The organism is Actinoplanes hulinensis, from assembly GCF_019429605.1.
Classification (GTDB): domain Bacteria; phylum Actinomycetota; class Actinomycetes; order Mycobacteriales; family Micromonosporaceae; genus Actinoplanes; species Actinoplanes campanulatus.
Genome location: NZ_JAHXZI010000026.1, coordinates 90,232 through 106,862, shown reverse-complemented (window position 1 = coordinate 106,862; position 16,631 = coordinate 90,232). Strand labels below are relative to the sequence as shown.

At 69.4% G+C, this 16,631-nt stretch carries 16 protein-coding genes; 10 read left to right on the top strand and 6 right to left on the bottom strand.

Annotated elements, in window-relative coordinates:
• Positions 1 to 38: 38 nt before the first annotated feature.
• Together KZ829_RS36990 and KZ829_RS36985 are read left to right on the top strand one after the other, a co-directional pair.
• Positions 39 to 1,067, top strand: coding sequence for a hypothetical protein (locus KZ829_RS36990; RefSeq protein ID WP_220148486.1), 1,029 nt, complete (start codon positions 39 to 41; stop codon positions 1,065 to 1,067).
• Between the two features lie 150 nt (positions 1,068 to 1,217).
• The gene (locus KZ829_RS36985; protein WP_220148485.1) at positions 1,218 to 2,003 is read left to right on the top strand and encodes an RNA ligase family protein; all 786 of its coding nucleotides are present in this window, start codon (positions 1,218 to 1,220) and stop codon (positions 2,001 to 2,003) included.
• Here KZ829_RS36985 and KZ829_RS36980 read toward each other — a convergent pair whose 3' ends face one another.
• The 4 genes from KZ829_RS36980 to KZ829_RS36965 form a co-directional block, all read right to left on the bottom strand.
• Positions 2,004 to 2,558 (bottom strand): isochorismatase family protein, encoded by a 555-nt coding sequence (locus KZ829_RS36980; protein ID WP_220148484.1) that lies wholly within the window; start codon positions 2,556 to 2,558, stop codon positions 2,004 to 2,006.
• A gap of 82 nt (positions 2,559 to 2,640) precedes the next feature.
• Complete coding sequence (locus KZ829_RS36975) at positions 2,641 to 3,390, bottom strand: phosphotransferase (protein ID WP_220148483.1); 750 nt, start codon at positions 3,388 to 3,390, stop codon at positions 2,641 to 2,643.
• A gap of 21 nt (positions 3,391 to 3,411) precedes the next feature.
• Positions 3,412 to 4,659: an SUKH-3 domain-containing protein gene (locus KZ829_RS36970; RefSeq protein WP_220148482.1), complete on the bottom strand. Its 1,248-nt coding sequence runs from the start codon at positions 4,657 to 4,659 to the stop codon at positions 3,412 to 3,414.
• Positions 4,660 to 4,696: 37 nt separating this feature from the next.
• Entirely contained in the window at positions 4,697 to 5,890 is a 1,194-nt protein-coding gene (locus tag KZ829_RS36965) for an SUKH-3 domain-containing protein (RefSeq protein ID WP_220148481.1), read from the bottom strand.
• A 93-nt stretch (positions 5,891 to 5,983) separates the two neighbouring features.
• On the opposite strand from KZ829_RS36965, the gene KZ829_RS36960 reads away from it, so the two are divergent.
• The 8 genes from KZ829_RS36960 (at position 5,984) to KZ829_RS36925 (ending at position 14,489) form a co-directional block, all read left to right on the top strand.
• Positions 5,984 to 6,412, top strand: a complete 429-nt coding sequence (locus tag KZ829_RS36960; RefSeq protein ID WP_183227125.1) for a YbaB/EbfC family nucleoid-associated protein — start codon at positions 5,984 to 5,986, stop codon at positions 6,410 to 6,412.
• Complete coding sequence (locus tag KZ829_RS36955; RefSeq protein WP_220148480.1) at positions 6,402 to 6,728, top strand: hypothetical protein; 327 nt, start codon at positions 6,402 to 6,404, stop codon at positions 6,726 to 6,728. Before KZ829_RS36960 ends, KZ829_RS36955 begins: the two co-directional genes overlap by 11 nt.
• Positions 6,729 to 6,732: 4 nt before the next feature.
• Complete coding sequence (locus KZ829_RS36950; protein ID WP_220148479.1) at positions 6,733 to 12,159, top strand: toxin glutamine deamidase domain-containing protein; 5,427 nt, start codon at positions 6,733 to 6,735, stop codon at positions 12,157 to 12,159.
• 5 nt (positions 12,160 to 12,164) lie between these two features.
• Complete coding sequence (locus KZ829_RS36945; protein ID WP_220148478.1) at positions 12,165 to 12,527, top strand: hypothetical protein; 363 nt, start codon at positions 12,165 to 12,167, stop codon at positions 12,525 to 12,527.
• Entirely contained in the window at positions 12,499 to 12,786 is a 288-nt protein-coding gene (locus tag KZ829_RS36940; RefSeq protein WP_220148477.1) for a hypothetical protein, read from the top strand. The genes KZ829_RS36945 and KZ829_RS36940 overlap by 29 nt, the downstream gene beginning before the upstream one ends.
• A 231-nt stretch (positions 12,787 to 13,017) precedes the next feature.
• Positions 13,018 to 13,500, top strand: a complete 483-nt coding sequence (locus tag KZ829_RS36935; RefSeq protein WP_220148476.1) for a lipopolysaccharide assembly protein LapA domain-containing protein — start codon at positions 13,018 to 13,020, stop codon at positions 13,498 to 13,500.
• Positions 13,501 to 13,623: 123 nt separating this feature from the next.
• The gene (locus KZ829_RS36930) at positions 13,624 to 13,815 is read left to right on the top strand and encodes a hypothetical protein (RefSeq protein ID WP_220148475.1); all 192 of its coding nucleotides are present in this window, start codon (positions 13,624 to 13,626) and stop codon (positions 13,813 to 13,815) included.
• 116 nt (positions 13,816 to 13,931) lie between these two features.
• Positions 13,932 to 14,489: a DUF5994 family protein gene (locus KZ829_RS36925; RefSeq protein WP_220148474.1), complete on the top strand. Its 558-nt coding sequence runs from the start codon at positions 13,932 to 13,934 to the stop codon at positions 14,487 to 14,489.
• 405 nt (positions 14,490 to 14,894) lie between these two features.
• On the opposite strand, the gene KZ829_RS36920 is transcribed toward KZ829_RS36925, so the two are convergent.
• Positions 14,895 to 15,557: a response regulator gene (locus KZ829_RS36920; protein WP_204300501.1), complete on the bottom strand. Its 663-nt coding sequence runs from the start codon at positions 15,555 to 15,557 to the stop codon at positions 14,895 to 14,897.
• Positions 15,550 to 16,542: a HAMP domain-containing sensor histidine kinase gene (locus KZ829_RS36915; RefSeq protein WP_220148473.1), complete on the bottom strand. Its 993-nt coding sequence runs from the start codon at positions 16,540 to 16,542 to the stop codon at positions 15,550 to 15,552. Before KZ829_RS36915 ends, KZ829_RS36920 begins: the two co-directional genes overlap by 8 nt.
• Positions 16,543 to 16,631 lie beyond the last annotated feature (89 nt).

Below are 16,631 nucleotides of genomic sequence, written 5' to 3'. Positions count from 1 at the left end.
GCTGACACGCTCGCCCGGACAGGCCATGATCACTTCCCATGGGATTCTGGGGAAGTTTTGTCATCCATCGTGGCGAGCCTCTGGTGTGGGAGCTGCTGCCCGAGGTGCCGGAGCTGCACGACGGTGACCTGGAGTACGACCAGGTTTCCGGTGGATGGCAGGTGACCCGGATCTGGGCCTCGTCCGGCGACCTCCCGGACACGTTCCTCACCGACCTGCGTGACGCGACCGAGGCTCCGGTGCTGGCCGCCGACATCCTCGACAGTTCCGCCGCATATGTGCACGCGGTCGGTGTGCGGACGCCGTTCTGGGACACCTGGCTGGACATCGACGGCGCGGTCGCGTACACTGTGCTGCCGTCTTCGCCGTTCGACGAGGACGGCAACTATCTGGGTGACGACTGGGTGGACCCGGAATACGAAGCCGAGGCGGCCGCAACCAGGCAGCGCATGCTCGCCGAGACGCTGAGCGGCATCGCCGCCGCCGACGCCGCAGTGGCGTGGGCGCGGGAGGCCGGCCTGAAACCGGCGCCGGTCGCCGAGGTGGAAGCAGCGCTGAACACGACCGGAACATTCGTCGAGGGCCAGCTCTTCGTGGTGCTCAACCGGCTCGGCGTCGACACCTACGCGGTGCCGGCTCGGGCCACGATCGCCGAGCTGCTGACCGGGCTGATCGGGCACCGGTTGGAGGGCGTCGACGTCATCGCGCATCAACCTGTGCGCGGCGAACACCTGAGCCACCCGGCGGCGCCTGACCTGCTCTGGCGCTTCGGCGACCACCCACTCCTGATTTCGTGCGGGTGCCGCAACGAGGTGGAGTTGCGGCCGGTCACCGTTTCGCCGGATCAGCGGTCAGCGTACGGTCCGGCGGCGGCGTTCGTGGGCGCCCGGCTGATCGGCGCCGCACCCTTGTTCGGAAAGTATGCGCAGGCCGAGGGCGCGGTGCTGCGCTTCGGTGAAGGCGACGGCGACGGCGACGGCGACGGCGACCTCATCGTCCGCGCCGCCGACGGCGACTGGGTCACGACGCTGGACGACAGCGTCCACCCTGGTCACTGGTTGCCTTGACCGCTGCCGCGCCTGACGGCTTTTCGGCGCGGGTGAGTCGACGAGCCGGCGCAGCCCCGGCACGATCCCTTGAGGCGCGTAAATCGGTCGCCCGTCGTCGAGGGCGCTGCCACGATCGTCGGCATCACGTACCGCATTCCTGGGGGAGACATGCCGGGCTTCGACATCCGGGCCGTGAATCTGGCCGCGCTCAACTCGCTGACCAAGTACCCGTCGATCCCGACCTATCACGAGCTGGACCCGCGTAACGGCGGCCTCACCGAGGAGGTGACGGTCTTCCCCGGCCCGGTGATCGGGACCGAGAAGGTGGACGGCACCAACTCGCGGGTCATCCTGCTGCCGGACGGTGGCTACCTGCTCGGTTCGCGGGAGGAGCTTCTCTACGCGCGGGGTGATCTGATCGGCAACCCGGCGCTGGGCATCGTGGACAACCTGCGCCCGCTCGCCGACGCCCTGGCCGGCACGCGCGCCGACACGATTCGGGTGTTCTACCTGGAACTCTACGGCGGCAAGATCGGTGGTCAGGCCAAGCAGTACTCGACCAGGGGCGGCACCGGCTGGCGGCTGTTCGACGTCGCCGTGCTCGACGGCTGGGCGGAGAAGCTGGCGTGGGCACCCCAGCGGATCTCCCGGTGGCGCGACGAGCAGGGGCAGAGCTTCCTCGGCGAGCAGGAGCTGGCGGAGCAAGCCTTCGCCACCGATCTGGAGCTGACGCCGCGACTGTTCACCATCGACTCCGGCGAGCTGCCGTCCGGCGTCGAGGGCATGTACGCGTTCCTCGGCGACCGGCTGCCCCGCACGCTGGTGGCGCTGGACGAGTCCGGTCAGGGCGCGGCCGAGGGCCTGGTGCTGCGGACCGCTGACCGGTCGGTGATCGCGAAGGCCCGCTTCCAGGACTATCAGCGGACCCTCAAGCGGCGGGCGAACAGCCGGTGATCAGGTCAGGGTGACGGTGTCGTGGGTGTCGACGGCGAAGGACTGGCCCGGGTAGCGCAGCGTGGAGGCGTACAGATTGGTGTGGGCGATGATCTGGGCGGCGCTGATGGTGACGCCGTCGTGGTGGGCGTCGGCGGTGGTGTGACAGTCGCCGACCAGGGTCACGTCGTAGCCGTCGGCGGCCGCGTGCTGCATCGTCGCGCGTACGCAGAAGTCGGATTGCGCTCCGGCGATGATCAGCCGGTCGGCGCCGAGGCGGGTGAGGGTGGTCTCCAGGTCGGTGGCGGCGAAGCCGTCCCGGTAGTTCTTGGCGACCACCGGCTCGCCCGGCGCGGCCCGCAGCGGGGCGGCGAACTGCCAGCCGTCGCTGTCGCGTTCCAGGCCGGGGCCGTCGTGCTGGATGTGGACGATCGGCGTCCCGGCGGCGCGGGCCCGGTCGACGAGCCGCGCGGTGCGGTGCAGGACACCGTCGCGGTCGAGGCAGTCGGCCACCACCGCCTCCTGTAGGTCGATGACCAGCAGACAGCTGCGCCCATCCCGGCCGAGCGTGCTCACCGCGACTCCTTCAGTAATGCCCGATCTTTGCTACGGACCTTACCAATCGACCCACAGCCAATGATCATCGCGTAAGGAGCGGTCAGGGAAACAGCCAGGTGAGGCTGTTACGGGCGGCGCGAGCGTACGGTTCGTGGCCATAGGCCAGGTCCTCCAGCGCCGCGCACCGGGCGAAGAACACGATGCGGTCCCGGTCCGGCAGCGGCCCGTAGAGGTCGGCCACCACGGCGAGGAAACCGGCGCCGAAGTCACGGTAGAGGCGAGCGAAGTCAAGGGCCGGGTCGGTGACGGCCGCATCCGTCCAGTCGATCACCCCGGTGATACGGCCGTCGTGTTCCAGCAGGTGCTCGGCGCCGAGATCGGCATGGGTGAGCACCAGCCTCTCACCGGCCGCCGGCACCGAATCCCGCAGGATCCGCAGCAGATCGGGCGGCCCGTCGAGATCCTCCAGCCACTCCCCCGGTTCCGCGGGCTCGACCGGCCCGGCCACGTCGATCGCGTGCAGTTCCCGCAGGAACCGGCCGATCGCGGCCGCGAGCCCGGGTCCGGCGGGTCGTCCCAGCAGCGGCCGGCCGGGCAGCAGCGGATAGGCGAGCACCCCGGCTTCCTCGTCGGCGAACCGGATCTCGGGCACGGGCAGTGACACCAGCGGGCGTACGCGGGAAAGCAGCTCCGCCTCACGCCGGACGTCGTGCCCGTCGGCCACCCGCAGGACCAGATCACCGGCGAGGAAGGCCGTGTTGTCCAGCCCGGATCCGAGCCGGACGAGTGCCTGGTCGGGGGCGTGGACACGCAGCGCGTCCCGGGCCCGCTGTTCCGGCGTACGTCGCATGCCGTCACACGCTAGTCAGCGTCAGGCGGACGGGCCCCAGGTGCCGTCGTCGCGGACGCGGTAGGTGCGTTTGCCCAGCACCAGGGTCTCCAGGGCCTCGATGTACGTGTCGGCGACGAACCATTCACCGGCCTGGTCGAGGTCGAAGACCCGTCCGTGTTCGTCGATCGCCAGGACCGACTCGTCGTTGACCCGGCCCAGCGGGAACAGTCGCGCCCCGATGACCCGCCCGAACTCGTGGAGCAGGTCGGCGGTGTGCGCGGCATCGACAGGGTTGACATGCACCATCCGGGAGCGCTGTTCCAGGCCGGGCGCCCGGCGCGACAGCACGAGCAGGTTGGTGTGCCCGTACGCCTCCCCGGCCGCCGGGAACCATTCGTGCTGGTGTTCCTGGCCGTGGACCGGGAGCACGTCGCTCTCCACCAGCGTCTCGATCATCTCGGTGTCGTACTCGTTCGGCACGTCCGGGAGCCAGCCGCCGTTGAGCATCTCCGAGGCGAGCGTGTCGGAGAACCGGGCCGGATCCGGGTTGGGCCGGGACGGGGCGACGAAGTGGTGCAGCGCCCCGGTCTTGCCCCACGGCATGAGCCGCAGCTGGGTGAGCACGTAGGTGCAGGTCTCGCACGGGTCGTTCGGCTTGCCGGCGAGCGGGTCGCCGGGCGCGTGGATCTGGAACGTCTGGAACTGTGAGGCACGCAGCAGCTGCCGGGCGTCGTCGAGCGTCAGCGGGGCCTGGCCGGCCATGTGCCGGCGGCGGTCGACGTCGTGCAGCGCGTCGGAGCAGGCGATCAGTTCGGCGTGCCGGTCGCAGCCGCGGACCGTCTCCTGCGGTGACTGTTCGGCGAGCCGTTCCAGGACGAGCCGGTGGTGGTTGAGTTTCTGGTCGCCTTTGGCGCCGCGGGCGATGTAGACGCGGCCGTCGACGGTGGCGTGGGCGGCGATGCTGGGGGCGGCCCGGCGGTGGATCTCGCGGCGGAGCTGGATCTCGGGGTCGGCGGTCTTCGGCGGGCCGACCACTTCGGGGCGGCGCTGCTCGTACTGCTGCTTGAGGGTTTCCGACGGCCAGGCCGGCCAGGTCGAGACGCGGCCGGTCTCCCGGTCGATGACGGTCACGCCGGTGCCCGGGTCAGCGGGCCCGTCCGCGATGGTCCGGACGATGAACCCCTGGTCGAACTCCTCGACAGATGCCCGCCACTGCTGCCCGCGGGTCAGCGTCTCGGCGCGCGCCCAGGCGGCGGCGGCGGCTTCGGCTTCGGTACGGCTGATCATGGCTGACTCCAAATGCCGGCGTCACGAAGGCGGGTGATCATGGCTGACTCCAGGTGCCATCGTCACGGATGCGGGCGGCCGGCAGACCGGTGAGCAGCGCGACGATCGCCTCGTCGAGGGTCTCGCCGATGAACCACTCACCACCCTGGTCGAGGGAGAAAACCCGGCCGCGCTCGTCGATCGCGAGCACCGCCTCCTCGTAGCCCTCGGTGCCGAGCGGAAACATTGGGGCGCCGACGACCCGGCCGAACTCGCCCAGCGGGTCGGCCAGATGACGCGGCGACCCGGTGCCCAGCTGGAACCAGCGGACCCGCTGCCCGGCGCCGGGGCAGTTGCGGTTCGGGGCGACGTCGTAGAACTCCAGGAACGCGGCCTCCGCGGCCGGGAAGCGCCTCAGCTCGTACTCCGCGCCTTTGTTCTCCTCGATGGCCCGGAGAACCGCTGAAGCGCGGCGTTCCCGCACGGGTGAGGGCTCCCAGCCTTCGGCGGCGAGTTCCCACGCCACGTCCGGCGGGAACCGGCCCGGCTCCGGATCGGTGCCCTCGGCAAGGCGGCGGACTTTGCGGTACGTGCGGTCGTCCTCCCCCAGCACGCCCAGCGCCACGAGCACGTCACAGCAGGTGAAGCAGGGTGTCGCGGGCTCCCCGCCACGGGGGTCGCCGCTCTCCCGGATGTGGAACGTCTCGAACTGCCCGCCACCGAGGCTGCCGGTCTCGTACAGGACGTCGGAGACGACCAGCAGCTCGGCGTGCCGCTCCGCGCCGCGGACCAGCTCCCCCGGCGCGATCGCGGCCAGGCGTTCGGCGACCAGCGGGTGGTGCCGCAGCTCCTGGTCGCCCTTGGCGCCGCGGGCCCGGAACAGCCGCCCATCTTCGGTGGTGAAATGCGCGGCCACCGAGGGGCTGACCCGCCGGTACGCCTCCCGCCGCAGCTCAGCGACCGGATCGGCGGTCTGATGCGACCCGACGGCAGCGTCCCGGCGGGCGGTGTAGCGCTGGTCGAGCTCCTCGGACGGCGCGGGCGGCCAGTGCGAGAGCCGGCCGGTCTCCCGGTCGATGACGGTGATCACGTCCTCGCCCGGCCCGGTCCGCGCCTCCGGCGGCAGCCGCATCCAGACCGCGTAGCCGAGCGCCAGCTCATCGACCTGCGGTGTGCACGGGTAGCCGCGCCGGACCGTCTGCCGGTGAGCCCATCCCGTGGCGATCTCCCGCGCCTCGGCGAGCGTGATCATCCAGCGCCTCCTTCAACCATCGAGAGGGGAGCTTAGAGCAGAGGCTGCTGGTAGGTTGCTCCAGTCAATTCGCGAGTCCTCGGGGAGACAACCGTGAGCAGACAGGCCGACCGCGACCCGAATCATGCGCTGCGTGCGCGTTTCGACGACGTGGTGTCGCAGTACCAGCGTCTGCGGCTGGGCCTCGACGACATTCAGGACCGGCTGGCCAGGCTTTCCGTGACCGCGGAGTCGCCGGACGGTCTGGTGAAGGCGACCGTCGGCGCCCGCGGCCAGCTGGTCGACCTGAAGCTGGACCGGGAGGTCTACCGCCGTCAGGATCCGGACCAGCTGTCCCGGACGATTCTGCGGACCGTCGAGCAGGCTGTCGCGAAGACGACAGACCAGGTGCAGGCGATGGTCGGTGAGTACCTTCCGGCCGACTCGCCGGGGGCGCGGTTCATGCGTGACGGCGACTTCGGTGGCCTGCTGGCCCGCCAGGACCGGCTGATGCGGGAGGCCGGTGACGACGATGACCGGTGAGCTGTACCTCGATCCGCAACGCGCCACCGCCGCCGGCCGGGACCTGTCCGCCGCCGGGAAACAGCTGGTCAGCCTGAACAGCAGCACGGTCGCCGAGGTGAACGCGGCCAGTCAGGGCCAGCCGTGGGGCCGCGACGACATCGGCGCCGCCTTCCAGCAGAACTACGGTCCGCTGTTGCAGCAGTTCACCGACGCTTTCGGCAAGATCTCCGGGTACGTGCAGGGCCTCGGCGACGCGGCCATCGCCTCGGTCGAGGACAACCTGGGCGCCGACGCGCGGTCCTCCGACACCGTCACCAAGTCGTACGGGGCCTGATGCCGTGACGATCCTGCCGAGCCCGATCCCGCACCCGTTCGACTTCTCGCCGTGGGACCTGCCCGGATGGGCGTACGACGCTCTCGAATGGGTGGTCGGTTTCGACTGGCCCGAGGGCAACGAGAAGCTGACCTGGGACGTCGCCGACCAGTGGTACCGGCTGGCGGAAGCGCTGGTGACCCCGCGGGAGGACGCCGCCGAGGCGGCCCAGCGGTTCATCGACGCGTACGGCGGCAGCGGCACCACGATCGAGGCGTTCATCGACGCCTGGCACAAGGTCGCCAACGGTGAGGACGCGCCGCTCAACGCACTGATCACGTTCGCCGACGCGATGGGCGACATGGTCAAGGAGTGCGGCGCCGACATCGAGGCCGCCAAGCTCGAGGCGTGGATCGAGCTTGGCCTGTTCGTCATCGAACTGATCGGCCTCGGCATCACGGTGGTGCTCACGCTGGGTGCGGCGTCGCCGGCCGCCGGCGGTCTGATCGCGGCGACCCGGTTCGCGATCCAGCAGATCTTCAAGAAGCTGGTCGCGCAGCTCGCCAAGAAGGGCGTCAAGCAGGCGCTCAAGGAGGCCGGGCAGCGGGCGCTCAAGGACATCGCCACCAAGAAGGGCCTGAAGGACCTCGGTAAGAAGGCGCTGCACGAGGCCAAGGACGAGGCCAAGGAGGAGGCGCTCACCAACCTCGGCGTGCAGGCCTACCAGGACGCGGCCGGGCACGACGACTTCTCGGTCGGTGACCTGGTCCAGTCGACGGCGGCGGGTGCGGCCGGTGGCGCGGCGTCCACGATCGCCGGCGTCGGTGCGGGCGGGAAGAACAATCTGCTGCGCGGCGCCGGTGGCGAGGTCTTCGGTGAGCTGGGCGGATCCCTGGTCGGCGGCGAACTGCCGGGCTGGGAGGACCTCGGCAAGGCGGCCACGTCCGGCGCGGCCGGGTCAGCGGTCGGCGGCACCCGCTCCGAGTTCAACGATCTCGGCAACAGCCTCGACAGCGCCGGGGGCCTCACCCTGGGTGATGCGGGGCCGGGTTCGTCGTCGGTTTCAAACCCCTCTTCCGGTACGGGGGTGAGCACCGCGGTCGGCGATCTGTCCTCGGGTTCGGGGGCGTCGGAGGGTGGCTCTTCCGCTTCGTCGCCTTCGTCCTCCTCGTCGTCCTCCTCTGGCGGAAGCGTGTCCGGTGGCGGGTCGTCCCCGGCGAGCCACAGCTCCGCCTCGTCGCACTCCCCCGCGTCGCACTCGCCGTCGTCCGCCTCCACCTCGTCGCCGTCGCCGTCGTCTTCACCCATGTCCTCGCCGTCGCCTTCGCATGACGCCGTTCAGGCCTCGACGACCACTCACTCGCAGGTCAGCACCTCCACCTCCAGCAGTGGGGTCACGCTGTCCGGGGTCACGCCGACCGTCGAGGCGCCGGCCAACACCGGTCCGAGCGTCTCGACCTCGTCGCCGTCGCCGTCGGTGAATACGGCTCCGTCCAGCACGGCTTCGAACGGGCCGGTGGCGTTCGCCCCGAACACCGGCAACTCCGGGCCGGTCGGCGGGCCGTCGGTGGCCACCAGCGGCCCGATGAGTTCGCCGAGCCCGAACGTGTCGCTCGCGAGCGGTAACCCGACCACCCCGACCAGCCTGAACGTCGGCACATCGCCGTCCACCTCGCCGTCGTACTCCCCTGCCACGTCGCCGTCGTCTTCCTCCCCGACGACGGTTTCCACCTCACCGGCTACCACCAGCACCGCACCGGTCACCGCGACGACCAACACCACGTCGCCGACCACCACGACCACGGCCACCACCGGCACGCCGACCGCGACGACATCGACCTCGAACCCGACTTCGACTTCGACTTCGACTTCGACTTCGACTTCGACTTCGACAAGCGTCACGAGCCCGAGTCAGCCGAGCACCGGCACCCCCGGCGGCCCGTCCACGTCGATTCCGTCGCAGACCGGACCGTCCACCTCGCCGGATCAGCGGCCCGGTTCGCAGGATCAATCACGGCAGGACGCCGGCCGCAACGATCTGCCGCTGGCCGGCGCGTCCCACGGCGCTCCGCACCTGACACAGCGGACCCCGCAACAGCAGCAGGCCGAGCAGGCGTACTTCGACCAGCGCGACCAGAACAAGCTGGACGTCCAGAACGACATCGTCCAGCGCACGCTGACACCACTGGACCAGAAGATCGCGGACGCCCGGCAGCGGCAGTGGACGGCCCGGCAGCGGGCGGACATGGCCACCCAGGCCCTGGACATCAAGCGGCGCGACTTCTACCTGAACCAGGAGTTGCAGTACCGCAAGCAGGAACTGGACGCTCTCAAGCGCCGGGCCGACGCCGTGAAGCTCCTGAGCAACCCGTACTCGATCCAGCTGACCGGCACGGACTTCGACCGGGCGAACTTCGATCAGGGGACCCTCTCCGACAACCCGATCTGGAGCAATGACCAGTCGGCGCTGACCGGCACCACGAACCCGCCGAACGCCCGGACCGAACGCCGCTACCACCAGCCGGGCGGCCTGCGGATACCACTCGCGATGCACCAGGAGGACCTGGAGCGCCTGATCCCCCGGGACCAGAACGGCCGCCCCCAGCGCACCCCGGACCCGACTCAACAGTGGCTGCGGCTGATGAACGACGGCGGTCCGGCCTCGGACCCGACCCGTGGCGTCAACTGCCTGGACTGCTCGCTGTCGTTCCTGGAGACCTACCTGCACGGCCGCCCGACCGTGGCCGCGGCCCGAACCGTCGACACCTACAACTACGGTCTCCCCGACCGGCACGTGGGCGAGGCGGACGGCCACCACCGCGCCGAACGTGTGACCGGCAGCGGCTTCACCGAGGTCACACCCCATGTCGGCAACAGGTCCGACGCCGACGCCAAGAACGACATCGACCAGGGTTTCGCCCGGATCGCCCGCACCCTGCTCCAGGGCGGCCACGGCTCCACCGCGATCATCATCAACCAGTGGTCGGGCGGTTCGGCGCACGCCTGGAACGCCGTCAACCACAACGGCGTCCTCTATTTCATCGACCCGCAGAGCGGCGTGTGCGTCGACGCCACGAACTTCGCGGGCGGCCCCGGCCACCGAACCCTCTACGGCCACAACGGCACGAACGACCCGTCCAACGTCATCCAGCTCAACGCCCTGCTGCTCGACGGCCAGGGCAACCCGATGGCCGTTCCGAACACCCCGCCGGCCCCGCACTACAGCAGCCGGACCACGCCGCCTCCGCCCCCACTGGCCTACCAGCAGCAGGCCCAGCCCCAGCAGCAGACCCCGGTAACCCAGCCGTCCCCGCCGCCGGCCCCGCCCGCGCCCCCGGTCAACACGACCCCGCCGGTCACCACACAGCCACCCGCACCGCCGTCGGTGAACACGGAGCCGGCACCGACCGTCAGCACGCCGCCGACTGTCGACACGCAGCAGGCGCAGACGGTGACGCCCTCGCCGAGCGTCGAGCAGTCGACGACGGTGGAGGCGACCGTAGACAGTCCGGTCGATGAGCCGAGCGTTCAGGCGCGCGCGGATCAGACCACCGTTCGTACGTCGGTGGAGGACAGTGCGCCTTCGCCCGAAAATGAGCGCGTCACGCGTACAGGTGAGGAGGAAAGCTCGCCGTCGACGGAGGCCGACCCGGACCGCGGGGTCTTCGATCCGCTGGCGGTGCTGGACCCGACGTCGATGGACGCGCCGACGGACAGCGATCCGCTGTCCGTTCTTGACCCTGGGCCGCGGACCGAGCCCGAGGTCACGCTGGCGGAGACGCCGGCCGTGGACGCGGTGGCCGATCAGCAGGCCCGGGAGAATTATCAGTACGAGAACGAGCGGACCCGGCGCGAGTTCGACGAGAACCATCGCCAGGAGATGGGCCGTGACCTGCGCAAGCAGGCCGAGACGAAGCGGGCGCAGGCGGACGACCTGCGTTACCCGCTCCGGTCCGCGGACGAGCGCGGCGATCTCGCCGAAGCCGACCGGATCGTCGCGGACCGCCGCCGGCTCGAGGTCGACGCCGATGACCTGGAGGTCCGGGCGTCCGATATCGAGCGTGGCGGTGAGATCGGGGACGTCGAGGTCACCGGCGCGGAGTGGGAGCGGCTCAACGAGAGTGCGAGCGATCTCGCGCCCGGCCCGGTGGAGACGGGTGACCGTTCGGCACTGACCGGCGACGACAGCCCGCGTTCGATCGACACGACGCGCCGCTACCACCAGCGGGGTGGCCTGCGTCCGCCGTTGCGGGTGCACCAGACCGACCTGGAACGTGCCGTGCCGCGCGACGGCGACGGCAACCCGGTGCGGCAGGCCGATCCGCGTGACGGCGAGTGGTTCGGCCTGGTCAACGACGGTGGCCCGGAGGCCGACCCGACCCGGTCGATCAACTGCGGTGACACGGTGTTGTCACTGTTCGACACGTACATGCACGGGCGCCCGAGGGTGTCCGCGCCGCGCACGTTCGACGGTTACCGCAATGGTGATCCGTCCCGCCCGTACGGTGCCGAGCGTGGTGTCTCGTCCCGCATCGAGTCGACGACGGGCGGCCGTTTCGAGGGCCTCACCGACGTGGGCGCCCTGGATCCGGAGAACGCCCGCACCGAGGTGCGCCTGGCCGAGGCCCGTCTGCGCAACCATCTGCTGGGCCTGGGTCACGGTTCGTTCGCGTTCGTCACGACGCAGGACCAGGCGGGTCGCACGCACGCGTTCGCCGCGGTGAACCAGAACGGCACGATCCTCTATCTGGACGCTCAGACCCGCCAGATCAGCGAGTCCGGCCCGATGCACTCGGGCCGCGACGTGCCGTGCGACGTCATGCGTTTCGACGCCCTCACGGTCGACGGTCAGGGTCGCCCCCGCCCCATGACGGCCGGCGATCCACCCCACATCGCCACCGACCCTTCCGGCCAGGACGAACCGGGCTTGAAGGCTTCCGATGTGTCGGAGGCCATGCGCCGCTACGAGGCGCTGGGTGAGGACCCGCCGAGAGTCAACCTCGAGAACAACGACCGGTTGTACCAGCCACGCGGCGCTCACACCATCGAACGGCACGGGCCAGACGTTCAGCTGCAGCGACACCACGATCCGACCTCGGGGGTCCGAACGGTCGAGGGACGAATTTACGGCGATCAACCGTGGCGCCATTCTGAGAATAAGTCGTACCAATGGATCGACTCGTCCACTATGAACCGCGCGGTAAACGAATATGTCCAAAACAATTGGGAAGAGATTCGTAGCGATCTGGCGATGGACGGCATACATAAAGCAAGGTTCGATGCCGGACATCGTGTGGGCCATGGGTATTGCAACAAAAACATGTTCAACCCAGGCCCTCCGGATCCCGAATATTCCGTGACAAGTCTCGCACGAATCGCCATCAAGATTGTTGCCGGTTCGGATCCGCTAGAATTCTTCATCATCACGACGTTCCCCGCAGGACTAGGCTGAACTCCATGGACTTCTCTGACCTTCCTGAGCCGATGCGCAACCGCATCGCCGAACGCTCCGCCCGTCCACCGCTCGACAAGGTGCGCGACATGCTGCAGACCTACGTCGAAGACGCCGAGGATTTGGACGAGGTCAGGCGGGAGCTACGAGATACCACCAATTTCAGCACCTTTTATCTCCACCAGTATCTCGCCGCGTTCGAGACTATCCTCTCCGAACCGCAGCCTCCTGGAACATTGCTGCGCCTGGTGGCCTGGGATGCCAACTGGGGAATGGGTGAAAATGCTACGGACGAAGCCGCAGCAGTCTTCCTTCGGGAGATAGCCGAGATGATCCGCGATGCAATTCGTGAGTCCGATCGACGCTGAGGTCACCGTGGATCCGTCTCGGCTGCCCGAGCCGTTTCGCTCACGGGCGGAAGAACGCTCGGCACTTCCGTCGATCGAGAAGGTCCGGCACTTCCTGCACGGCTACGTCGCCGATGCCACCAATTCCGAGGAGATCCGAGACGATATTCGTCTGATGTGCGCAACCCGACATCCGGATCTGGCCACAGATAACGCACGGTCGATCCGGCTCTACCCGCAGCGACTCGTCCACCGGGCTTGCCGTAGTCGCACCTGGTAACGCAGCAGGCTGGCCCGTGGCAACGCCGAGTTGGCGGTCAAACGACAAGGTCAGTGACTGTATCTGAACCCGTTTCCGCAGGTAGCACGAGGTTTCGGCTTGATCATCAGGGCGGCGGCATTCGGTTTTGCGTGACGGTTATGCCAGGGCCAACGCCGTACGCCCACGTGATCGCTGGGTAAGTGACATGCGCGTCCGAGGGACGGATACCCGGCGAGACTCGGGTGGCTGTTGATCAGGTTTGCCGATCAGCAGCTGACACAGCAGGCCGTTGCGGCCGAACAGGCGTACGATGAAGGTATTCCGGAATCGACGACATCCGTCCTTGAGGTGCCCGCCACACCGGCCCACCACTCAGGGGATGTCATGTTCGACGACCGGCACTTCACTCGAATCCCATCTACTCATTCCACGGCCTCGCCGCCGCGGGCCGAGGGCGTCACGCCCGCGGCGTCGCCGACGGGTCGGGTGCCCCGCACTCGCGCGGGTTCGACGTGGTCCGGCATCTGTGCCGCCGCGTTGCTGTCCGTGGTGCTGATCGTCTTCATCGGGCAGAACAGCCGTAGCGTGCAGGTCGATTTCCTGGGAATGGGCGGCAGCCTGCCGCTGGCCCTGGCGCTGCTGATCGCTGCAGTCGGCGCGGCGATTCTGACCATGGTGGTCGGCACGGTCCGGATCGCCCAGCTACGCCGCCTGTCCAACCAGCGCCGCTAACAAGACCAGCGCCGCTAGACCGATCACCCGGGTACGGCACCCCTTTTAGACCACCGCACCCCGCCAGCTCGCCGCCGGTTTCGACCCGCGGGTGACATCGGCGGCAGGCGAAAGGAGTCGACCATGAAAGTCACGACTGCCCACGCACGCATGACCATCGTCTCGGTGACGCCGCCATCCGTACTCATGGCCGAAGGTCGCTGGCGCAGCCCACGCACCACCGGCCGCTACGTCAAACCCGGCTCCGCCGCCGTCGCCGCGGTGGGCCGAGCCACTCGACGTCACCCCGCCAAGACGCTCACGATCCCGCATTAGATCAACTTGGCGCCTCATCGCACGTGCCTCAGCAACGCCTCTTTGGACCAGCACACCCAGCCTGCCGACGGTTTCGACCCGCGGGTGACATCGGCGGCAGGCGAAAGGAGTCGACCATGAAAGTCACGACTGCCCACGCACGCATGACCATCGCCTCGGTGACGCCACCGTCCGTTCCGCGGCTGCGCCTGGAGCCCACCGGCTCCCGACGCACCCTGCTCGACGGCGCCTGGTGGCCACGCAGTACCGATCCCATCGCCGAACTACCCGGCCTGGTCCTGGCCATCGACAAGATTCGCGGCCCGGTCACCCGGCTCGTGCTGGCAGCCGGAGGCTGGGACAACCACCCCCGCCGCCTCAGCGTGCACGGCAGGGTGCTCCGGCTGGGCTACTTCACCAGCCAACCGCTCAGCCTGCTGACCGCGATCTGCGAACGCAACGAACGCGTCGATCTGCTCGTCGTCGCACCCGACACCGCAAGCGGCACCGCCGACACGGCGATGATCCTGGCCGCCACCAGCACCAACCCCGTCCACGCCCAGAACATCATTTCCACGGTCAGCACACCAGCCCTTCGAGCAGCCGTCGACAACGCACCCGGAGACGCATGGGAAACCGACGGCGGCCGGCACGCCCCGGCAGAGCACAAGGTGCCTGAGACGGCCGGGGCGTGACCAGCCGAAACCGAGTCACGCCCCGCGTCGGCGGCCACACAGGCCGGACGGGGCGGACAGTCGGCCGAAAACGGAGGAGGTGGTCGATGCGTCGTAGTGCAGACAATAGGCCGCTGAGCTCCGGCCCCCATGGATGGCATCGGAACGCGTGACTGGCGTCCATCCATCCCCATCGCAAGGGGGCGGAGCTTCGGCGTGCCAGGAGCGGCCTGTGCCGCACCCGGCACGCCGCCGAACAGAACACCATGGACGTCCACGCCTTACCCGGCGACCGCCCGCCACAGACCGGACACCGCCGCGGCGCCACGGTCGTTCTCCGGCAGATCGCCGACATTCTGCGGGCCACGATCGAGGAGACGGAGGCGGATCGCCGTTGACGTCGTCCGGCGGCGGGGTGTGGTGGGGTCAGGGTTCGATGAGGCCGGCGCGGATGGCATAGCGGGTCAGTTCGAGGCGGTCGCGGAGGCCGAGTTTCTGCAGCAGGTTGGAGCGATGCCGTTCTACCGTCTTGACGCTGATCACCAGCAGGTCGGCGATCTCTTTGGAGGAGTGGCCCTCGGCGACCAGTTTCAGGACCTCCTCCTCGCGGTCGGTGATGGTTCGGCCGGAGGCGGGGTCTTCGCCGTCGGCGACGCGTTCCAGGTAGTTACGGATGAGGGCGTTGACGGCGCCCGGGTAGAGGAACGGTTCGCCGCGGACGGCGGCTCGGCAGGCCTCGACGAGGTCGCGGTCGGCGACGGATTTCAGTACGTATCCGGAGGCCCCGGCTTTGAGGGCTTCGAAGAAGTACTGCTCGTTGTCGTACATGGTGAGGATCAGGATGCGCAGGTCGGGCAGGATGCGCGACAGTTCGCGGGCCGCCTGCAGGCCGGTGAGCCGGGGCATGGCGATGTCGAGGATCGCCAGGTCGGGGCGTTCGGTGCGGGCCTGGGCGATGGCCTCGGCGCCGTCGGAGGCTTCGGCGACCACGGTCAGGTCGGGTTCGCTGTCGAGGATGAGCCGGACCCCGCGGCGGACCAGGGCGTGATCGTCGGCGAGCAGGATGCGTGCCGGTTCGCGGTCAGTCATGGGGCTTCTCCTCGCCGAGGGGGACTCGTAGCAGGACCTCGGTGCCGCGGCCGGGAGCCGGGCCGATGGTGAGGTCGGCGCCGATCAGCAGGGCGCGTTCGCGCATGCCGCCGATGCCGGCGCCTTCGGGTGCTCCGGCGATTCCGCGGCCGTCGTCGCGGATGCGCAGTTCGATCAGGGTGCGGGGCGACTGGTGGGAGAGGCTGAGGGTCACCTGCCGGGCTCCGGAGTGCCGGGCCGTGTTGGTCAGTGCCTCCTGGGCGACCCGGTAGAGCACCAGTTCCGTCTCCTTGCCGAGGCCGGGCAGGTCGGCATCGATGGTGCGGCGCACGGTCACGCCGGCTGTGGAGAACTCGCCGGCCAGTGATTTGAGGGCGCTGGCGAGGCCGAGTTCCTCGAGGACGCCCGGTCGTAGGCGGCGGGCGATGCGGCGGATCTCGTCGAGCCCGTTGCGGACGGTCTCCTGCACCTGCCGGACCTCGCCGGAGACCGGCTCGGGCGCGTGGTCGGCGACCCGTTTGAGTTCGAGGAGTACGGCGGTGAGGGTCTGCCCGACCTCGTCGTGCAGTTCCTGGGCGATCCGCTGCCGTTCGGCCTCCTGGGCGGACAGTGCGCGGGCGGCGCTGGTGGCGCGCTCGGCTTCGAGGCGGTCGAGCATGGTGTTGAAGCTGCGGATCAGGTCGGCGATGCCGTTGCGGCCGGTGACGGTGAGCCGGTGTCCGGGGCGTAGCAGGTCGACCGTGTTCATGGTGTGGGCGAGGCGGTCGAGCGGGGCGAGCCCGAGGCGCAGGAGCCCGGCGTTGGCGGCCAGCATCACCGCCAGGACACCGCTGAGGATCATCGCCTCGGTCAGCAGGACCGGGGTGGAGACGGTGAACGGCCCGACCATGAGCAGGCCGAATGCCGCGGTCACCACGGCCGCGTTGAGCAGGAAGATCCGCCAGAACAGCGACAACCGCTGGTTCTCGTCCACCATCGCACCCATCCTCGACTGCTTGCGGGCCCAGCGTCCCCGATCCGGTCGGGAGACGTCCATCCGGGCCGCCACCCATCCTCCGCGTGGACGGCGGAGGC